Genomic DNA, 18,831 nt, shown 5'->3' on the forward strand with positions numbered 1-18,831 from the left:
GCCATCAGATATCCGAATGCGCATGCGGCGGCACTGCCGCACCGCCGCCGCCGCCGCCGCCGACGAAGTGGCGCACCACCGGCGCGCGTTCGCCCTGATGCAGGGCACGGATCTGTTCCTGCAGCTGGCGGTCATCGCCGGTGACGCGCTCGTGCTGTCGCAGGTGTTCCAGCCACGAGGCGACGATGAAGTACTCGAGTTGCACTCCAGGCGTCGCCGCATCCTCGGCAATACCCCAGACCACCGCACCATCGCGGCGTCGCGCGTTGCCCAGCTGCGTCATCAGCTGCAGGAACGTGAGGCGCGCATCGGCGGCGATGCGGTATTCCACCGTTACCAGCACCGGGCCGCGATCGTGTTCCACCGCGTCCGATTGCGCCGGTGCGGGCCAGTGCCCGCCGGGTGCGAGGTCCAGCTGTTCGGTGCCGGCAATGCGCGCCCGCTTGACCAGCAGCGCGGCGATGACCGCACCGGCGGCGGCGATCTGCAGGGCAACCGCGATCGAGGTGCGCTGCGCCAGCGCGCCCCATAGCAGCGAGCCGGCCGCCATGCCTGCCGAAAACACCACGATGTACAACGAGAGTGCGCGCGCGCGCACCCAGGCAGGCACTGCGGTCTGCGCGGCGATCTGCAACGACGACAACACGGTGATCCAGGCCAGACCGTTGACCACCATCACCACGCACAACACGCCGATCTGACGCGACAGCGACAGCCCCAGCAACGAGGCTGCGCACACCACGGTGGCGACCAACACCAGCAGGTCGCGGTCGTAGCGCGCGCGCAGGCGCGGCAGCAGCAGCGCACCGCTGATCGCGCCAATGCCGATGCAGCCCAACAGGATGCCGTAACTGCCGGCGCCCAGCTGCATGTCGCGGCGGACCACCAGCGGCAGCAAGGCCGTCAATGCGCTGGCAAACAGGAAGAACCCCGCGGCCTTGATCAGCACCGCCTGCAGGCGCCCTGCGCGTGCGGCGTAGCGCAGGCCCGCACGCAGGCCCGCGCCGAAACTCTCCGGCGGCAACGCCGAAGCATCCGCCTCGCGGCGCCAGCGCCACAGCACCAGCAACATCAGGCCGAAGGTCACCCCGTTGAGCAGAAACGCCCACGGCGGCCCGAACTGCGCCACGATCAGCCCACCGATCGCCGGGCCGATCGAACGCGCGAAGTTCATGCCGATCGAATTGAGCGCCACCGCCGAAGCCAGCATCGGGCGCGGCACCAGTTCCGACACGATCGCCGCTTGCGCCGGCATGGCCATCGCCGCACCGATGCCCATCGCAAAGGTCAGTGCCACCAGCACCCAGGGAGTCAGCAGGTGCAGATGCGCGAGCACGGCCAGCGCACCGGCCACCAGCAGCATCCAGCCCTGGGTGAGCATCAGATAACGGCGGCGGTCGACGATGTCGGCCAGGGTGCCGGCGGCCAGGGCAAACAGCACCACCGGCAAGGTGGTGGCCGATTGCACCGCGGCCACCATCAGCGGTGAGCCGGTCTGCTCGGCCATGACCCAGGATGCGGCGACATCGTTGATCCAGGTGCCGATGTTGCTGCCCAGAATCGCCAGCCACAGCGCGCGGAAGATCGGCGCACGCAGCGGCGCCCAGGCACCGCCATCGGCAGGTGCGGCAGAAAAAGTCATTGCAGCAAGGCTCCAGGTGACGAAGCAGGACGAATGGCGCAGCGCGGCCACACGCAGCTGCCTGCGCGTGGCCGCGCGGCCGGTGTCAGAACGCGAAGCATGAGCAACCCAATGCGCCCCAGAAACCGCGCAGGTCGTCGCTGGGCGCTGCATGCTGGGCCGCATGTTGGTATGGCCCGTGCGCCTGGCAGCCGTGGCCATGCACGTGCGCGGCGCCGGACAGTGCACTGGCTCCGCCGCCCACGTGGTAGCCACCAAACCGGTTGACCGGTGACCAGTCCGGCATCGCAGGTGGCAAGCGCGGTGCCAGCGCCGCGAAGTCGCCATCGCCATGCACCACCTGCCCGCCCAAGACGGTGAGCACACTGGTGATGTCGGCAATGGCGGCGTCGTCGACACGAAAATAGTCGTCCGACAACACGATGAAGTCCGCCAGCTGCCCGGCTACCAGGGTGCCCTTGGTGGACTCGTCGCCGGAGAACCAGGCACTGCCCTGGGTCCACAGGCGCAGCGCCTGCTCGCGATCGAGCACGTTTTCCTCGCCGTACAGCGCAAGCCCGCCGACGGTGCGCCCGGTCACCAGCCACGACAGCGCCACCCACGGGTTGTAGCTGGCCACTCGCGTGGCATCGGTGCCGGCGCCCACCGGGACCCCGGCAGCCAGCATGCGCCGCACCGGTGGCGTGTGCCGCGCCGCCTGCACGCCATAGCGCTCCACAAACGCCTCACCCTGGTAGGCCATGCGGTGTTGCACGGCGATGCCGCCATTCAGCGCGCGGATGCGGTCGATGTTGCGCGGCGTGATGGTCTCGGCGTGATCGATGAACCAGTGCAGGCCATCGAACGGGATGTCGGCATCGACCTTCTCGTACACATCGAGAATGCGCTCGATGCTTTCGTCGTAGGTGGCGTGGATCCGGAACGGCCAGCGTTTTTCGACCAGCAGCCGCACCACCTGCTCCAGCTCGGGCTCCAGCTCCGGCGGCAGCTCCGGCCGTGGCTCGCTGAACAATTCGAAGTCCGCCGCAGAGAACACCAGCATTTCGCCGGCACCGTTGTGACGCAGCAGGTCATCGCCCTTGCGTACCGGTAGCAGCTCGGTCCAGCCACGGAAGTCCTGCACCTCCTTGCCCTTGTTCTGGGTGAACAGGTTGTAGGCGATGCGCACGCTCAGCTGGCCAGCCGCATGCAGTTGTTCGATGACCTGGTAGTCCTCCGGATAATTCTGGAAGCCGCCGCCTGCATCGATCACCGAGGTGATGCCCAGGCGATTGAGTTCGCGCATGAAATGGCGGGTGGAATTGGCCTGGTATTCCACCGGCAGGCGCGGGCCCTTGGCGAGGCTTGCGTACAGGATCAGTGCATTGGGCTTGGCCAGCAGCAGACCGGTGGGATTGCCGAGCTTGTCGCGTTCGATGCGCCCGCCGGGCGGGTCCTGCGTGTTCTTGTCGTAACCGCAGGCACGCAAGGCCGCACGATTGAGCAAGGCGCGATCGTACAGATGCAGCAGGAACACCGGCGTATCCGGCGCGATCGCATTGATCTCCCCCAGCGTGGGCAGGCGCTTTTCGACGAACTGATGCGAGGTGAACCCGCCGACCACGCGCAGCCACTGCGGCGCCGGAGTGCGATCGACCTGCGCCTTGAGCATGGCCATTGCATCGGCCAGCGAGCGCACGCCATCCCAACGCAACTCCAGGTTGTAGTTGAGCCCGCCGCGGATCAGATGGGTATGGCTGTCGTTGAGGCCGGGCAGCAGGCGCCGTCCCTGTGCATCGATGATGCGGGCACCTTCAGCCATGGCCATGATCTGCGCATCGTCGCCAACCGCGACGATGCGCCCAGCGCTGACGGCAAGTGCGGTGGCACTGGGCCGACGCGGATCGAGCGTGGTGATGCGCGCATTGCGAACGACGAGATCGGCCATGGCAGGCGTCCTTGAAGCGGAGGAAGCGCCGGGCAGCACGCCCAGCGCAAGACCGGCCGCGGCGCCCTGCATCAGCAGGCGCCGCCCGGCATCGTGATCGCCCGGCACGCGGCTCATGCCGCACCCTGCCGGCGCAGCCCATCCAGCGACCACGGACCAGCGCCGGCGGCGACCAGCGCCAGCAACACCAGCAGCCACATCGACGGATATTCCATGCCGCCATGCATCCAGAACCAGCCTTTCGGCATCGCCACCAGCACGGTGGTGGCGATGAACAGCGCCGCCAGCGCGGCACTCATACGGGTCCAGAGCCCGAGCAGCACCGCCAGCCCGGACAGTGTCTGCACCAACGCCAGCACCAACGGCAACGGGGTGGTGGACGGAAGCCCGAACTGCTGCAGCTCTGCTGCAAAACCGCCCAGCCCGGGTCCACCAAACCACCCGAGCAATTTGCCCAGCCCGTGCGGCAGCAGGAAGCCGCCGCCGGCAATGCGCAGCATCAACAATGCCGCGGCACTACCGGCCTCACTGCGTGGCGTAGGTGCGTTCAATGCCCGCCTTCCTGGGCGCCGAACATGCTCTTGGCGTACTGGATGCCGATGCCGTAGCCGCCGGCGTGTGCGCGTGCGATGCCGGTGGTGAGCTCGTAGGTGTCGCCACGCGCCCAATCGCGCTGCAATTCCAGCAGGTACTGCACGCTGGTGATCGGCGCGGCGCCGGCCTGCACCATGCGGGTGACGGCGCGTTCGTGGGCTTCGTCGCTGACATCGCCGCAGGCGTCGGTGATGACGTAGACCTCGAAGCCCTGCTCGATGGCCGACAGGGCCGGGCCGACGATGCACACGCTGGTCCAAAGCCCGGCAATCACCAGGCGCTGCTTGCCGATGGCATTGACGCGGTCGATCACCCCCTGGTCTTCCCAGGCATTCATGCTGGTGCGATCGAACACCGGCTCACCCGGAAAGATGTCCGGCAACTCCGGAAACAGCGGGCCGGAGAACGACTTTTCCGCCACGGTGGTCAGGATCACCGGCACCTTGAAGCCCTTGGCGCCCTTGGCAATCAGCGACACGTTGTTGCGCAGTGCCGAGATGTCGATGGTGTGGGTGGCAAAGGCCATCTGCGATTGATGGTCGATCAGGATCAAGGTGTGATCGCCGGGCGACAGCAGGGCGTTACCGGGGACGGCGGTGGCAGTGGTCATGCGTGTTGCTCCTGGGAGGTGGAAAAGGAATGACCGGTGTGCCGATGCGCACGCGGTGCGGGTAGTGCCAGACAGCGATCGCCCGCAACCTGCGCGGCAAAGCGCGCCGGCGTGCAGCCGGTGGCGTTGCGGAAGCTGCGCACGAAATGGCTCTGATCGAAGAAGCACAGATCGGTGGCGATCTGGCTGATGGTGTGGCGGCCTTCGCGCAACATGGCCTGCGCACATTCGAGCCGACGACGGCGCAGGTATTCCATCGGGCTGGCGCCGATGGCGTCGCGAAACACCCGTGCGAAATGGAAACGGCTCATGCAGGCAGCGCCGGCCAGTTGCGCCACGCCGATCGGCTCGTATAGGTGCGTCTCGATGTAATGCAGCGCTCTTGCCACCGCACGTGTGCGTGGTGCATGCGGCGACAGCGTGGCAGCGGCATGCAGATCGGGGCGACCTGTGGCAATCAGACGTGCCATGCGGCGTCTCCGGCGGGGAATGCCGCCATGGTGCGGCGAGCCCCCGCATCGCCCCACCCCTGATGGTGAGGCCGATCGCTCACTCTTTCGGGGGAGCGGCATGCCGCCCTAACAGCGCAGCGGCATGTTGGTCATCACAGCACCGCGCCGTGCGCGCTGGCAGCCACGCGCCGCTACGCAGCCTCTGCCCAAGTTGCGGTGTGAGGCTCCCTTGCAGATCGTGGCGCAGGTGAGCACGGGCGGCAGAGCAAACGCCACTGCAATAGCCGCACGATGCAAGGCGAAGGATCCTCTGCAGACCAGCGTTGGGACGCACCAGACTGCGAGCGCGCCAGCGCGCAGCGCGTGATGCATGCGTGCTGCGTGCAGGCAGGCGTGACTGCGCGTCATTCCATGCGTACCCGATTTGGCGCCGGACGTCCCTCCCCCGAAAGAGGTGGTGGTGCTTCCCCCGATCTCGCCCGACAATGCCGCGATGCCGCATGCCCCCGTCATCCGATCACGCCTGCTGTTTCGCCTGTGCGCAGCGGTGCTCGTCGTCGTGTGCGGTGGCTTGCCGTGGTGCGCGCTCGCCGCACGTGGCGACATCGTCGTGACCCGTGCCGGGCTGCTGCAGTTCCACCACACCGCCTGGAGCACCGAGCGCGGTGCGCCGGCCGACATCTGGGACATCCAGCAGGCCGACGCCGGCCCGTTGTGGCTGGCCACCGGCTTCGGCCTGTTCCAGTTCGATGGCGAGCGCTTCACGCGGCAGGCGCCGCCGGATGGCGAGGCCTATGCATCGCACAACATGACCGCGCTGTCGCTGGCGCCGGACGACACCGCGTGGATCGGCTATTTCAACGCCGGCATCGACCGCCTTGCAGACGGTCACCTCACCCACTTCGCCCCGGGCAAGGACGTGCCCGACGGCATGGTGTTCCGGATCGAGCACGATGGCAGCGGGCGCATGTGGGCCGCCATCGATGGCGGTCTGTGCTGGTTCGATGGCCAACGCTGGCAGCGCGCCGGCGCCGATTGGGGATACACGGCCGCGCGCGCCCACTGGCTGCTGCGCGACGTGCGCGGCGTGCTCTGGGTCAGCGACGGCACCCAGATTCTGTCGTTGCGCCCCGGTGCGCGACGCTTCGAACCCAGCGGCCAGCCGGTGGGCCTGTACGTCACCATGGCCGAGAGCCCGGACGGCGTGATCTGGGTCGCCGACCCTTACCGCGGCGTCTTCGCGTTGACCGATTCCAAGGGCCAGGTCCTGCCGGCGAGTGCGCGCGCCCAGCCGCAATTTCCCGGCGTCTTCGCACGGCGCATCCGTTTCATGCGCGATGGCGCGCTGTGGGGCAGCGACTATGCCGCGCACGGCGTGTTCCGCATCGCCCTGCCTGCAGCACCGGCACCGGTGCTGGAACGCTTCGGACCGGTGCAAGGGCTGACCTCGGCGACCGCCGGGCCCCTGCTCGAAGATCGCGAAGGCAACCTGTGGGCCGGCACCAATCTGGGCCTGAATCGCTTTCGACACCGCGCATTGCTGCCGCTGGCCGCGTTGCTGCCGGGCCAGCCGATGGCGGTGGCCACCTTTGCGACCGCGCCGGGCGCCTCGCCCGGCCCGCTGCTGGCCAGCCTGCGCGACGACCGCGTGCTCGCGTTGAGCCGCGAGCGCATCGAGCGCCTGCAGCACGGCGCGCCCGCCGCCAGCACCCTGGCAGTGCCCGCAAGCGCCAGCGGCTGGGTGCTCGGCGAACACGCCCTGCTGCGTCTGCAGGCCGGCCATGCGCAGGCGGTGGCGTTGCCGCTCGGCGCGACGACCGGCGCCATTCGCGCCTTCATGGTGGACAGCCACGACCAGCCATGGGTCTGCCCTGACGCCGGCGGCCCCCATGTCTTCGATGGCAAGGCGTGGGTGCCCGCTGCCACGCTGCAGGACACGCCCTGCTCGGTGCTGACCACGACCCGGGACGGCGGCCTGTGGGTGGGCACCGTCAAGGGCGAAGTGCGCGTGCTGCAGGGGCAACAACTCAAACGCTACGCCGCAGCCGATGGCCTGTCGGTGGGGCCGATCACCGCCATCTGGCACGGGCCCACGCTCACCCTGGTCGCCGGCGAGACCGGGCTGGCCGTGCTCGGCGCCGATGGCCGCTTCCATCAGGTAGCCGACCAGAGCGCGCCGCTGCTGCAGGGCATCACCGGCATCGTGCAGGACCGGCACGGCATGCTGTGGTTGAACGGCAACCGTGGCGTGGTGCAGGTAGCGCAACGGGCATTGCTGAGCAGCGTGCGCGCTGGCGTGGTCGGCCCGATGCGGCTGTACGACATCATGGATGGGTTGCCCGGCATCGCCCAGCAGGCCACGCCGGTGCCTACCGCCGTCGCCGCCGATGACGGCCTGCTGTGGTTCACCACCAACCAGGGCCTGGCCTGGCTCGACCCGGACCAGACCTACCGCAATCCCACCGCGCCGGATGTCTTCATCACCGAGATCGTCGCCAACGACCGGCCCTACCCGCGCGACGACGGCCTGCGCCTGCCCAAGTGGACCGACCGCCTGCGCATCGGCTATGACGCGGTCAGCCTCACCCGCCCCGAGCGGGTGCGCTTCCGCTACCGGCTGGAGGGCGTGGACGCACGCTGGCAGGACGCCGGCAATCGCAACGAGGCGTTCTATACGAACCTGGCGCCAGGCCGTTACCGCTTCCGCATCGCCGCCGCCAACAACGATGGCGTCTGGAACGCGCGCGGCGACACGCTCGATTTCGTCATCGAGGCGGCCTTCGTGCAGACCTGGCAGTTCAAGGTCTGCGCCGCACTGGCGCTGCTGCTGACCCTTGCCCTGCTGTGGCGCATGCGCACCCGCCAGGTGGCCGGACGGCTGCGGGCTCGACTGGAAGAGCGGTATCGCGAACGCGAGCGTATCGCCCGCGAGCTGCACGACACCTTGTTGCAGGGCACGCAAGGATTGATCCTGCGTCTGCATGCCGCCAGCCGCTCGCTGCCCTGGAACGACCCACGCCGGCTGGAACTGGAACAAGCGGTGGATCTGGCCGAGAACGCCCTGATCGAGGGCCGCGACCGCGTCAACGGCCTGCGCGACAGCTACTCGCTGCGCGAAGACCTGGCCGCCGCGCTGCAGCGCTCGCGCAACGCCAGCATGCCCCCGCCCGCGGCCGAGTTGCAGGTCTTGGTGGACGGCCGAGCGGTGGCGCTGCGTCCGCTGGTGGCCGACGAACTGTTCCAGCTGGGCCGCGAGGCACTGGCCAACGCCGACCGGCATGCCGCGGCCACGCGCATCGCGCTGGAACTGCGTTACGGTTCACGTGACTTCACGCTGCGCATCCGCGACGATGGCTGCGGCCTGGACCCGGACGTGCTGCATGGTCAGGCGCGCACCGGGCACTGGGGGCTGACCGGCATGCAGGAACGCGCGCAGCGCATCGGCGCCAAGATGCAATTGTGGTCGCGTCCGGGCAGCGGCACCGAGATCCAGATCGTGCTACCCGCCCGTACTGCTTACGCACGGCCGCCGCGCTGGTGGTGGCCCTTTGGACACGCACGCTCCATGGAGAGCTTCAATGGCTGAGACGGTCAAACCAACCAACGTGCTGGTGGTGGACGATCATCCGTTGCTGCGCGATGGCCTGAGCGCCATGCTTGCCGCCGAATGCGACATGCGCGTGGTGGGCGAGGCCGAAGACGGCGAACAGGCGGTGGCCTGCTACACCCGCCTGCGCCCGGACGTGGTGTTGATGGACCTGCAGATGCCGCGCGTGGATGGCGTGGAAGCCATCCAGCGCATCCGCCGCGTCGACCCGTCCGCCAAGGTCATCGTGCTGACCACCTACACCGGCGATGTGCGTGCGGTGCGCGCCCTGCAGGCCGGCGCCTGCGGCTACCTGCTCAAGAGCGCGTTGCGGCGCGAACTGGTCGACACCATCCGCGACGTGCGCCGTGGCCAGCGCCGGCATGTGCCGGCGTCGGTGGCCGAAAACATCGCCGCCCACGTGCTCGACGACGCACTGTCCGCCCGTGAGACCGAGGTGCTCAACCTGGTTGCCACCGGCTGCTCCAACAAGCAGATCGGCAATGCGCTGACCATCGCCGAAGAGACGGTCAAGGCGCACATGAAGAACATCCTCGCCAAGCTGGGCGTGCGTGATCGCACCCATGCGGTCACCGTCGCGCTGCGCCGCGGAATCCTGTCGCTGGAAACCTGAGCGCCCCTGGTGCCCGGCTTGTATCGATCGAACAGCGGGGATCGAACTTCACCCACGACGTTTTGCCTGCAGCCATGCCGATCTGCAGCGCAGCAGCGTGACTGGCGAAAGTACGGACCTGGACTGGTCCGGCAAGCGCGCGCCTCGGGCTGCAGTCGCCCCCAGTCCACCCCGCCAACTTTGCAACACGGTCGCGCATTCTTGAACGCAAGGCGCACGCCACGATCGGTGCACCCTGTCAAATGGATCGGCTTGAGCTATCGTATGCACCGCCAGCGGCATGGGGGCCGCTTCAGCATCATGGGTGACAGCCGATAACGGCTACGTCCGACCGCCGCACGACGCCGCGGCGGCCATCGTTTCAATCATTTAAACGCGTTCAGGGGAATTGCGATGCTTCGTCACTCTTTGCGGGTGCGCCTGCTGTTGCCGGTGCTGGCCTTGGTGCTGGTCGTGGTGGTGGCACTGACGGTCATTCTGGCCATTACCGAAGCGAACCGGGTCAAGTTCGAAGCCGGCGACTCGATCGAGCGCCAGTCGGTGTCCTTGCAGACCTTGTTCGCGGTCACCCGCTCGATGATGCTCGACCGTGTCAATTCCTCCATGCGCCAGCTGCGCAAGGAAGCCAATGCGCAGGGTGCACCGAGCGTGGGCAGCGAGATCCGCGTCGCCGATCGCAATGCCAACGACCTGTTGCTGGGCCAGCGCCCGCAGGCCAACGTCTTCACCATGCTGGACGACGTCACCGCCATTCACGAAGGCACCGCCACGCTGTTCTCGCGCACCGGCGACGACTTCGTGCGCATCTCCACCAACGTCAAGAAGGACGACGGCAGCCGCGCCATCGGCACCGTGCTCGATCCCAACGGCCAGGCCGCCGCCAAGCTGCGCAATGGCGAAAGCTTCTACGGCGTGGTCGACATCCTCGGCAACCCGTACGTCACCGGCTACGAGCCGATCTTCGCCGGCAGCGACAAGCGCGTCATCGGCGCCTGGTACGTCGGTTACAAGGCCGACACGCAGGCCCTGGAAAACGTGGTCAGCAGCCGCCGCGTGCTCGACTCCGGCTTCATCGCCGTATTCGACAGCAAGAACAAGCTGCGCTTCCAGTCCACCACCGGCGCCACCACCGACACCGCCACCATCGAGCGCATCGTCAAGGACAGCCCGGACGACTGGGTCGTGACCAAGCAGGAAGTGCCCGATTGGGGCTTCACCCTGGTGTCGGCGTATCCCAAGAGCGACGTCAATGGCGTGATCGTGCGTCAGTCGCTGTGGATTGCCGGCATCGGCCTGCTGGTGTGCGCGCTGTTGCTCGGCCTGCAATGGGCGCTGATCTGGAGCCGCGTGTTGCGCCCCATCCAGCATCTGACCACCGTGGCCGAAGAACTGAGCCTGGGCAAGTGGAACCACACCATCGACGAGGTCAACCTCAAGGATGAAATTGGTACCCTGGCGCGCGCCATTTCCCGCCTGTCCAACAGTGTCCGGCTGGCCATGGAGCGCCTCAGCAAACGCTGAGCCGCTTCACCTGACCCGTACCAAATGATGCAAGGAAGACGCCATGTCCACTGAATTCCGTCCGCTGATCGATGTCCTGCGCGAGCTCAGGGCGTTGGCATTGAAGAAGGCGTCCGGCTTTCTGTTTGTCGTCACCGAAGAAAATCATTCCTGCATCGTTCGCATCAATGCCGGGCAGATCGAAGAAGTGGTCTTCCGCATGCTGCGCAATGACGAGGCCGTGCAACGCCTCACCATGGTCGGTGCGGCGAAGGCCCGCTTTCAGGTCGACCCCGGCGCCGGCATGGGCAAGCCGTCGCTGCTGAGCGAAGACTCCCGCCAGTGGTTGATGGGCGGTTTCGAGCAGGACCTGGGCGGTGCACCGGCACCAGCCCGTGCACCGGTCGCGCCCGCAGCGGCGCCGGTTGCGCCGGCACCGATCGCAGCGCAGGCCCCTGCCCCGTCAACCCTTGCACCCTCGGCCACTGACGGCGCGGGCGCACCGGACGACCAGGTACGCGATGCGCTGGAAAAGGTCGCATTGAATTATCTCGGCCCGATCGCCGGCATGCTCTGCGACGAAGCCTGGGAAGCCTCCAGCGATATCGAACAGGTCCTCAGCCAGCTCGGCGCCAACCTGGCTACGCCGCAAGAAGCGCAAAAGTTCATGGCCGATGCCCGCGTGGCACTGGCCAAGGTGCGCTGAGGCAAGCGCCGTCGCGTCCGGCAATCTGGTCCGGGCATCGCTCACGGTGGCTGCGCCAGCAGCGACAAAGCCCGCGGCAGCACTTGATCAGCGGGACGCTTCAGCCACCGATGCAGCCAGATCGGTCTCCACAGCCCAGAACAGACGAACGCAGCGCGCATCTCGGTACGCCACGCCATCGCATCGAAGTGACAACGGCAAGGTCATGCAGAACGGAGGGCGAGCCGCTGCCGTTCTGCATCACTTGTTTGTCCAACGACACGCGGCCACGTGCAGCACCGTGGCCGCGACGGCGGCTTACCAACCTGTGCCCTGCTGGCGCGGGCATGCGGTCCCAACGTTAGACTGGCAGGGACGAGTGGCATTTCCGCTCAGAGCAGCTGGCCGCCGGAAATGTCGAAGGTGGTGCCGTTGGCCCAGTGCATGTCATTGGACAGGATCGCCGCCACTGCGCCGCCGATATCGTCCGGCAAGCCCACACGTCCCAGCGCGATACCCTGTGCCACATAGGCGTTCACATCCTGGTTGTCGCGCACCGCGCCACCGCCAAAATCGGTCGCGATGGCGCCGGGCGCAATGGCGTTGACGCGGATCTGCCGCGCACCAAGCTCCACCGCCATGTAACGGGTCAGCACTTCGATGGCTGCCTTCACCGCTGCGTAGATGCCGTAGCCCGGCAGGGTGAAGCGCACGAAGCCGGACGAGACATTCAGGATGCGGCCACCGTCTTCCAGCAACGGCAGCAGCGCCTGGGTCAGAAAGATCGGGCCACGCAGATGGGTTTCCACCAGCGACGCAAACTGCGCCTGGGTGGCGTCCACGAAGTTCGAGAACAGACCATTGCCGGCGTTGTTGACCAGGAAATCGAAGCGCTCACGGCCGAACTCGGCCTTCAGCGTCTCGGCCACTGCAGTGGTGAAGGTCGGATAGCTGAAAATGTCGGTGATATCGAGCGGCAGCATCGCCGCCTTGCCGCCGAGCGCCTGGATTTCGTGCGTCAGCGTGTCCGCTTCGGCGGCGCCGCTGCGATAGGTACCGATGATGTGGACACCGCGCCTGGCGAGGTGCAGCGCCATGTTGCGTCCAAGGCCGCGGCTGGCGCCGGTGATGAGTGCGATCTGAGGGGTCATGCGTGGTCTCTGCTGGATGGGTGCGCCTGTCGGCGCTTTTCGACCCGTCCACGATAGGCAACGAGCGCCGACCAACCCACGCCTGATGCGCTCAATTCATTGCCCGATTGTCTCAGGCATCTTGTACGGCGGTCGGCCCCCGGCATAATCGCTGCATGCAGCACGCCCTGGTACCCCACCTTCAGATCGCCCTGCGCCATGCCCCGCCGGGCCTGACCTCCACCCCTATTCCGCGGGTGGACCTGTGCGTGGGGCAAGGCTCCACGGACCAGGCGCCATGCCTGTATCGCTCGATGATCTGTTTCATCCTGCAGGGCTCCAAGCGCGTCGCGCTCAACGACGCCTTGCTGAGCTACGACAACGAACATTATCTGATCAGTGCCCTGGATCTGCCGTTGATCGGCCAGATTCTGGATGCCCCGGACGGGCAGCCCTACGTTGCGGTGTCGCTGGTGCTGGATCCGGCCGTGCTGGCGGAGCTGGCCGCGACCATGCCGCCGGTACGCGAGAGCGAACAGAAGGGCATCGGCATCGCCGTCAATCCCATGACGCCCACCCTCCGCGACACCTTGCTGCGGCTGTTGTCCCTGCTGGACACACCCGCCGACATCCCGGTGCTGGCTCCGATGCTCGAGCGCGAATTGCTCTATCGTCTCCTGCAAGGCCCGCAAGGCCGCCTGCTACGGCAGATCGCCCAGCCCGAAGGCGCACTCGGCAGTATCCGGCGCGCGGTGGCCTGGATCAGGGACAATTTCGATGCACGGCTGCGCATCGATGCACTGTGCGCGGCAAGCGGCATGAGCCGGGCGAGTCTGCATCGCCACTTTCTGTTGCTGACCGGCCTGAGCCCGATCCAGTATCAGAAACATCTCCGACTGCAGGAAGCGCGCCAGCTTCTGCTCGCTGGCGAGCATCGCGCGTCCGATGTCGCCTTCGCCGTCGGCTATGAGAGCGCCTCCCAATTCAGCCGCGAATATCTCCGCCAGTTCGGCGCGCCTCCCGCACGCGATGTCCGCGCCGTGCGTCAGGCGATCGGCTCCTCCACCCGGCCCCACTCCGCACCGTGAGTGCCTGCCGCGCGACGTAGCCTGATTGCAGGCAGATCGTTACGCATCAATCCCTGCCCGGAACGCTGTGCTGAAAGCCGAAAGCCCGCATAAAGCGGGCTTTCAGTGTGCTGGGGCTAGCGAACGCTGGTCAGGGCCAGACGGCCCTCACTCCCACTCGATCGTCGCCGGCGGCTTGCCGGAGATGTCGTAGACCACGCGCGAGACGCCGCGCAGTTCGTTGATGATGCGGTTGCTCACCGTGCCGAGGAAGTCGTACGGCAGGTGCGCCCAATGCGCGGTCATGAAGTCGATGGTCTCCACCGCGCGCAGCGCGACCACCCATTCGTAGGCGCGTGCGTCGCCTACCACGCCGACCGATTTCACCGGCAGGAACACCGCGAATGCCTGACTGGTCTTGTCGTAAAGATCGGCCTTGCGCAATTCGTCGATGAAGATCGCATCGGCCTTGGCCAGCAACTCGGCGTATTCGCGCTTCACCTCGCCAAGGATGCGCACACCCAGGCCGGGACCGGGGAACGGGTGGCGATACACCATCGTGCGCGGCAACCCGAGTTCGACGCCGAGGCGGCGCACTTCGTCCTTGAACAACTCGCGCAGCGGTTCGACCAGGCCCAGCTTCATGTGCTCGGGCAGGCCACCGACATTGTGATGGCTCTTGATCACATGCGCCTTGCCGGTCTTGCTGCCGGCCGACTCGATCACGTCCGGGTAGATCGTGCCCTGCGCCAGCCACTTGGCATTGGCCAGCTTGTTGGATTCTTCGTCGAAGATCTCCACGAACAGGTTGCCGATGATCTTGCGCTTGGCTTCCGGATCGCTCACGCCCTGCAGCGCACTGAAATAGCGGTCGGCGGCATTGACGCGGATCACCTTGACGCCCATGTGCTCGGCGAACATCGCCATCACCTGGTCGCCTTCCTGCCAGCGCAGCAGGCCGGTGTCGACGAACACGCAGGTCAGCTTGTCGCCGATCGCCTTGTGCAACAGTGCCGCAACCACCGACGAATCCACACCGCCCGACAGGCCCAGGATCACTTCGTCATCGCCCACCTGTTCGCGCACGCGGGCGATCTGGTCGTCGATGATGTTGGCCGCGGTCCACAGCGTCTGGCAGCCGCACACATCCACCACGAAGCGGCGCAGCAGGGTCTGGCCCTGCAAGGTATGCGTCACTTCCGGATGGAACTGCACGCCATACCAGCGCTTGTCTTCGTTGGACATCGCGGCCACCGGGATGCGGTCGGTCACGGCGGTAATAGTGAAACCCGGCGGCACCTGCGAGACGTGGTCGCCGTGGCTCATCCACACATTCAGGCGCGCCGCGCCGGCGTGGTCGGTCAGGCCGGAGAACAGCGCATCGGCCGCCACCACGTCCACCTCGGCATGCCCGAATTCGCGTTGATCAGCGGCTTCGGTCGCACCGCCCAACTGCGCGGCCAACGTCTGCATGCCATAGCAGATGCCGAACACCGGCAAACCGCTGTCGAACACTTGCTGCGGCGCGACCGGCGCGCCCGGCAGCGTGGTCGATTCCGGCCCACCGGACAGGATGATGCCCTTGGCGCCAAAGCCGGCGATCTCGGACGGATCGTGATCCCATGCCCAGATCTCGCAATAGACCCCCAGCTCGCGAATGCGCCGCGCAATCAGCTGCGTGTACTGCGCGCCGAAATCGAGGATGAGGATCTTGTCGCTATGGATGTTGGTCATTGAGAGCCGGGAATCGGGAATCGGGATTGGGGAATCGCAACAGCAAACGTGGCGCCAGCCACCATCGGACGAGGAAGCGGCGGGCTCTTACGATTCCCGAGTTCCGATTCCCCATTCCCAATTATCCAGCGCGATAGTTCGGCGGCTCTTTGGTGATCTGCACGTCGTGGACGTGGCTCTCGCGCTGGCCGGCGCCGGTGATCTTGACGAACTTGGGCTTGGTGCGCATCTCTTCGATGGTGGCGCAGCCCACATAGCCCATGGTCGCGCGCAGTCCACCGATGAGCTGATGGATGATGCCGCCGACCGGGCCGCGATACGGCACACGTCCTTCGATGCCTTCGGGAACCAGCTTGTCGGCGTCGGAAGCGTCCTGGAAATAGCGGTCCTTGGAGCCCTTCTCCATCGCACCCAGGCTGCCCATGCCGCGATAGCTCTTGTAGCTGCGGCCCTGGAACAATTCGACCTCGCCCGGCGCCTCTTCGGTGCCTGCCAGCAGGCCACCGACCATCACCGTGGACGCGCCAGCCACCAGCGCCTTGCCGATGTCGCCGGAATAGCGGATGCCGCCATCGGCGATCAGCGGAATCCGGTCCTGCAGCGCTTCGGCCACCATGTCCACCGCGGTGATCTGCGGCACGCCCACACCTGCGACCACACGCGTGGTGCAGATCGAGCCGGGGCCCACGCCGACCTTGACCGCATCGGCGCCAGCGTCCATCAGCGCCAGCGCGGCATCGCCGGTGACGATGTTGCCGCCAATCACCTGCAACTGCGGGTAGGTCTTCTTGACCCAGGCCACGCGATCGATCACGCCCTGCGAATGGCCGTGCGCGGTGTCGACGATGACCACGTCCACGCCGGCGGCGGCCAGCAGCTCGATGCGCTGTTCGGTATCACCGCCCACGCCCACGGCCGCACCCACCAGCAGTCGCGTGGCGCTGTCCTTGGCCGCGTTGGGGTTGTCGGTCTTCTTCTGGATGTCCTTGACCGTGATCAGCCCACGCAGCTCGAAGCTGTCGTTGACCACCAGGATCTTTTCGATGCGGTTGCGATGCAGCAGCTCCAGCACTTCCTCGTCGCTGGCGCCCTCGCGCACGGTGATCAGGCGATCCTTCTTGGTCATGATGTGGCGGACGGGATCGTCCAGCTTCTTCTCGAAGCGCATGTCGCGGCTGGTGACGATGCCGACCAGTTCGCTGCCATCGACCACCGGCACGCCGGAGATGTTGCGCGCACGCGTCAGCGCGATCACCTCGCCGATGGTGGTGTCCGGGCTCACCGTGAACGGCTCGGTGATGACGCCGGACTCGAACTTCTTGACCTTGGCCACTTCGGCCGCCTGCTGCGCAGGGGTCAGGTTCTTGTGGATGATGCCGATGCCGCCCAGCTGGGCCATGGCCACCGCCAGGCGGTGCTCGGTCACCGTGTCCATCGCGGCCGAAAGGATCGGCAGCTTCAGACGCAGATCGCGGGTCAGCCGGGTTTCCAGGCTGACATCCTTGGGCAGGACGATCGAATGGGCGGGGACGAGCGAGACGTCGTCGTAGGTAAGAGCTTCAGCCTGGATGCGTAGCATCGGCGGACCCGAGTTTGGGGAAGCGCGGCATTTTAACGCATTGGGGCCGGGAGTGGGTAATCGGGATCCGGGATTGGCAAAGGCGCCGTCCCGCACCGCCCCGCCGCTCGTCTAGGATGCCGATGCCCGCCGATCCTTGACGCAATCCGGATTGGCCGACGCATGCGCTTTGCCGTTGCCTTTAACGAATCCCCAATCCCGAATCCCCACTCCCGGCCGCATCAGCGGCCTCGATGGTGTTCTGCATCAGCGTGGCCACCGTCATCGGCCCGACCCCGCCCGGCACCGGAGTGATCCACGCGGCCCGCTGCACGGCGGCGTCGAAGCCGACATCACCCACCAGGCGTCCATCCTCGAGCCGGTTGATGCCGACATCGATCACCACCGCGCCCGGCTTGACCCATTCGCCGGGGATCAGCCCGGGCCGGCCCACCGCCACCACCAGGATGTCGGCATTGCGCACGCTGGCTTCCAGCACGTCGGCCGGAGTGAACTTGTGGCAGCTGGTCACCGTGCAACCGGCAATCAACAACTCCAGCCCCATCGGGCGGCCTACGTGGTTGCTCACGCCAACGATGGTGGCATTGCGCCCGCGCACGGGCTGGTCGGTATGCCCGAGCAGGGTCACGATGCCGCGCGGCGTGCACGGGCGCAGGCCGAATTCGCGCAATGCCAGATGACCGACGTTCTGCGGATGGAAGCCATCCACATCCTTGCGTGGGTCGATCCGCTGGATCAGCCGGTTGGCATCTGGAATGCCCGGCAACGGTAGCTGGATCAGAATGCCGTGGATCTTGGGATCGGCGTTGAGCTCGTCGATCAGTGCCGCCAGCTCTGCTTCGCTGGTGCCCTGCGGCAGGTCGTAGTCGAAGGCCTCGATGCCCACCTTTTCCGCCGCACGCCGCTTGTTGCGCACATACACCGACGAGGCCGGATCGCCGCCCACCAGCACCACCGCCAGGCCCGGCCGTGTCTTGCCGGCGGCCACGCGCGCATCCACCCGCAGCTTCAGGCCGTCGAGCAACTCCTCGGCAATGCGCCGGCCATCGAGAAGGCGGGCCGGAGCGGAAGCAGCTGGCGCGGAAGCGGTCATGGGGCGTCAGGTGTAGAGTCGAAGGCCGTCCATTGTCCCCGATTCCGTCATGAGCGACATCACTCCCATCAGCACCTCGAGCAACGACCCGACCACCACGGCTATCGAGGCGGCCGCATTTCGCCGGTTGCTGCAGCATCTCAACCAGGATCGCACCGATGTGCAGAACATCGACCTGATGATTCTTGCCGGCTTCTGCCGCAACTGCCTGGGCGACTGGTACCGCGAAGCGGCCGAAGCGCAGGGGCAGCCGATGAGCAAGGACCAGGCACGCGAGGCGGTCTATGGCATGCCGTTTGCGCAGTGGAAGCAGCAGCATCAAAAAGATGCCACGCCCGAGCAGCTGGAGGCCTTCGCCGCTGCGCTACGCAAGCACGCGCCCTGACATCGCCGCGGCACGGGCACAGGCACACCGGTCGCGCTGCAGGTATGCCGCCGCCGGCAGCACTGAGCTGCCGCCAAAACCCTGCTAACGGTTCCTGCGACGCTGCGCAGATCGTGGCGTTCCATGACGTCGCAACCGCTGCCCTGCCCCGTCAAGCCAGGACAACTCACCTCGATGGTTGCCAGCCTGCGTTTGGCACGGCGCGACACGCTG

At 66.8% G+C, this 18,831-nt stretch carries 15 protein-coding genes; 6 read left to right on the top strand and 9 right to left on the bottom strand.

The genetic code is table 11. The annotated features are described in order from the left end of the window. Positions 1–4: 4 nt before the first annotated feature. From ACCQ12_RS10710 to ACCQ12_RS10730, 5 genes are all read right to left on the bottom strand, one after another. Positions 5–1,642, bottom strand: coding sequence for an MFS transporter (locus ACCQ12_RS10710; protein WP_372381686.1), 1,638 nt, complete (start codon positions 1,640–1,642; stop codon positions 5–7). 85 nt (positions 1,643–1,727) lie between these two features. Beyond that, positions 1,728–3,569 carry an amidohydrolase gene (locus ACCQ12_RS10715; RefSeq protein ID WP_372383598.1) on the bottom strand — a complete coding sequence of 614 codons (1,842 nt, stop codon included), beginning with the start codon at positions 3,567–3,569 and terminating at the stop codon, positions 1,728–1,730. Positions 3,570–3,682: 113 nt separating this feature from the next. Beyond that, positions 3,683–4,120, bottom strand: coding sequence for a DoxX family protein (locus ACCQ12_RS10720; RefSeq protein ID WP_372381687.1), 438 nt, complete (start codon positions 4,118–4,120; stop codon positions 3,683–3,685). Then, complete coding sequence (locus ACCQ12_RS10725; RefSeq protein ID WP_047694923.1) at positions 4,117–4,773, bottom strand: hydrolase; 657 nt, start codon at positions 4,771–4,773, stop codon at positions 4,117–4,119. The genes ACCQ12_RS10720 and ACCQ12_RS10725 overlap by 4 nt, the downstream gene beginning before the upstream one ends. Next, positions 4,770–5,243 carry a helix-turn-helix domain-containing protein gene (locus ACCQ12_RS10730; RefSeq protein ID WP_372381688.1) on the bottom strand — a complete coding sequence of 158 codons (474 nt, stop codon included), beginning with the start codon at positions 5,241–5,243 and terminating at the stop codon, positions 4,770–4,772. Before ACCQ12_RS10730 ends, ACCQ12_RS10725 begins: the two co-directional genes overlap by 4 nt. 475 nt (positions 5,244–5,718) lie before the next feature. Between ACCQ12_RS10730 and ACCQ12_RS10735 the strand changes: the two genes are divergently transcribed. From ACCQ12_RS10735 to ACCQ12_RS10750, 4 genes are all read left to right on the top strand, one after another. Then, the gene (locus tag ACCQ12_RS10735; protein ID WP_372381689.1) at positions 5,719–8,811 is read left to right on the top strand and encodes a sensor histidine kinase; all 3,093 of its coding nucleotides are present in this window, start codon (positions 5,719–5,721) and stop codon (positions 8,809–8,811) included. Further along, positions 8,804–9,445 carry a response regulator gene (locus tag ACCQ12_RS10740; RefSeq protein WP_104579669.1) on the top strand — a complete coding sequence of 214 codons (642 nt, stop codon included), beginning with the start codon at positions 8,804–8,806 and terminating at the stop codon, positions 9,443–9,445. Before ACCQ12_RS10735 ends, ACCQ12_RS10740 begins: the two co-directional genes overlap by 8 nt. Before the next feature lie 393 nt (positions 9,446–9,838). After that, positions 9,839–10,966: a Cache 3/Cache 2 fusion domain-containing protein gene (locus ACCQ12_RS10745; RefSeq protein ID WP_372360657.1), complete on the top strand. Its 1,128-nt coding sequence runs from the start codon at positions 9,839–9,841 to the stop codon at positions 10,964–10,966. Between the two features lie 43 nt (positions 10,967–11,009). After that, positions 11,010–11,651, top strand: a complete 642-nt coding sequence (locus ACCQ12_RS10750) for a DUF8082 domain-containing protein (protein ID WP_372381690.1) — start codon at positions 11,010–11,012, stop codon at positions 11,649–11,651. A gap of 371 nt (positions 11,652–12,022) precedes the next feature. On the opposite strand, the gene ACCQ12_RS10755 is transcribed toward ACCQ12_RS10750, so the two are convergent. After that, positions 12,023–12,781 carry an SDR family NAD(P)-dependent oxidoreductase gene (locus ACCQ12_RS10755; RefSeq protein WP_166744387.1) on the bottom strand — a complete coding sequence of 253 codons (759 nt, stop codon included), beginning with the start codon at positions 12,779–12,781 and terminating at the stop codon, positions 12,023–12,025. Positions 12,782–12,936: 155 nt separating this feature from the next. Here ACCQ12_RS10755 and ACCQ12_RS10760 point away from each other — a divergent pair, with 155 nt between their 5' ends. Beyond that, positions 12,937–13,848 (top strand): AraC family transcriptional regulator, encoded by a 912-nt coding sequence (locus ACCQ12_RS10760; RefSeq protein WP_372381691.1) that lies wholly within the window; start codon positions 12,937–12,939, stop codon positions 13,846–13,848. Between the two features lie 147 nt (positions 13,849–13,995). Here the strand turns inward: ACCQ12_RS10760 and guaA are convergent, their stop codons facing one another. The 3 genes from guaA to folD all read right to left on the bottom strand — a co-directional run bounded on the left by guaA (position 13,996) and on the right by folD (position 18,233). Then, positions 13,996–15,561 (bottom strand): glutamine-hydrolyzing GMP synthase, encoded by a 1,566-nt coding sequence (gene guaA, locus ACCQ12_RS10765; protein ID WP_372381692.1) that lies wholly within the window; start codon positions 15,559–15,561, stop codon positions 13,996–13,998. Between the two features lie 121 nt (positions 15,562–15,682). Continuing rightward, on the bottom strand, positions 15,683–17,140 hold the full coding sequence (guaB, locus tag ACCQ12_RS10770; protein ID WP_039409741.1) for an IMP dehydrogenase: 1,458 nt from the start codon (positions 17,138–17,140) through the stop codon (positions 15,683–15,685). A gap of 181 nt (positions 17,141–17,321) precedes the next feature. Further along, positions 17,322–18,233 (bottom strand): bifunctional methylenetetrahydrofolate dehydrogenase/methenyltetrahydrofolate cyclohydrolase FolD, encoded by a 912-nt coding sequence (folD, locus tag ACCQ12_RS10775; protein ID WP_104579685.1) that lies wholly within the window; start codon positions 18,231–18,233, stop codon positions 17,322–17,324. A 49-nt stretch (positions 18,234–18,282) separates the two neighbouring features. Here folD and ACCQ12_RS10780 point away from each other — a divergent pair, with 49 nt between their 5' ends. Further along, on the top strand, positions 18,283–18,618 hold the full coding sequence (locus ACCQ12_RS10780) for a DUF1244 domain-containing protein (protein ID WP_372381693.1): 336 nt from the start codon (positions 18,283–18,285) through the stop codon (positions 18,616–18,618). Positions 18,619–18,831: the final 213 nt, after the last annotated feature.

Origin of the sequence: Xanthomonas sp. NCPPB 1068 (assembly GCF_041479385.2) — a bacterium.
GTDB lineage: Bacteria > Pseudomonadota > Gammaproteobacteria > Xanthomonadales > Xanthomonadaceae > Xanthomonas > Xanthomonas cannabis.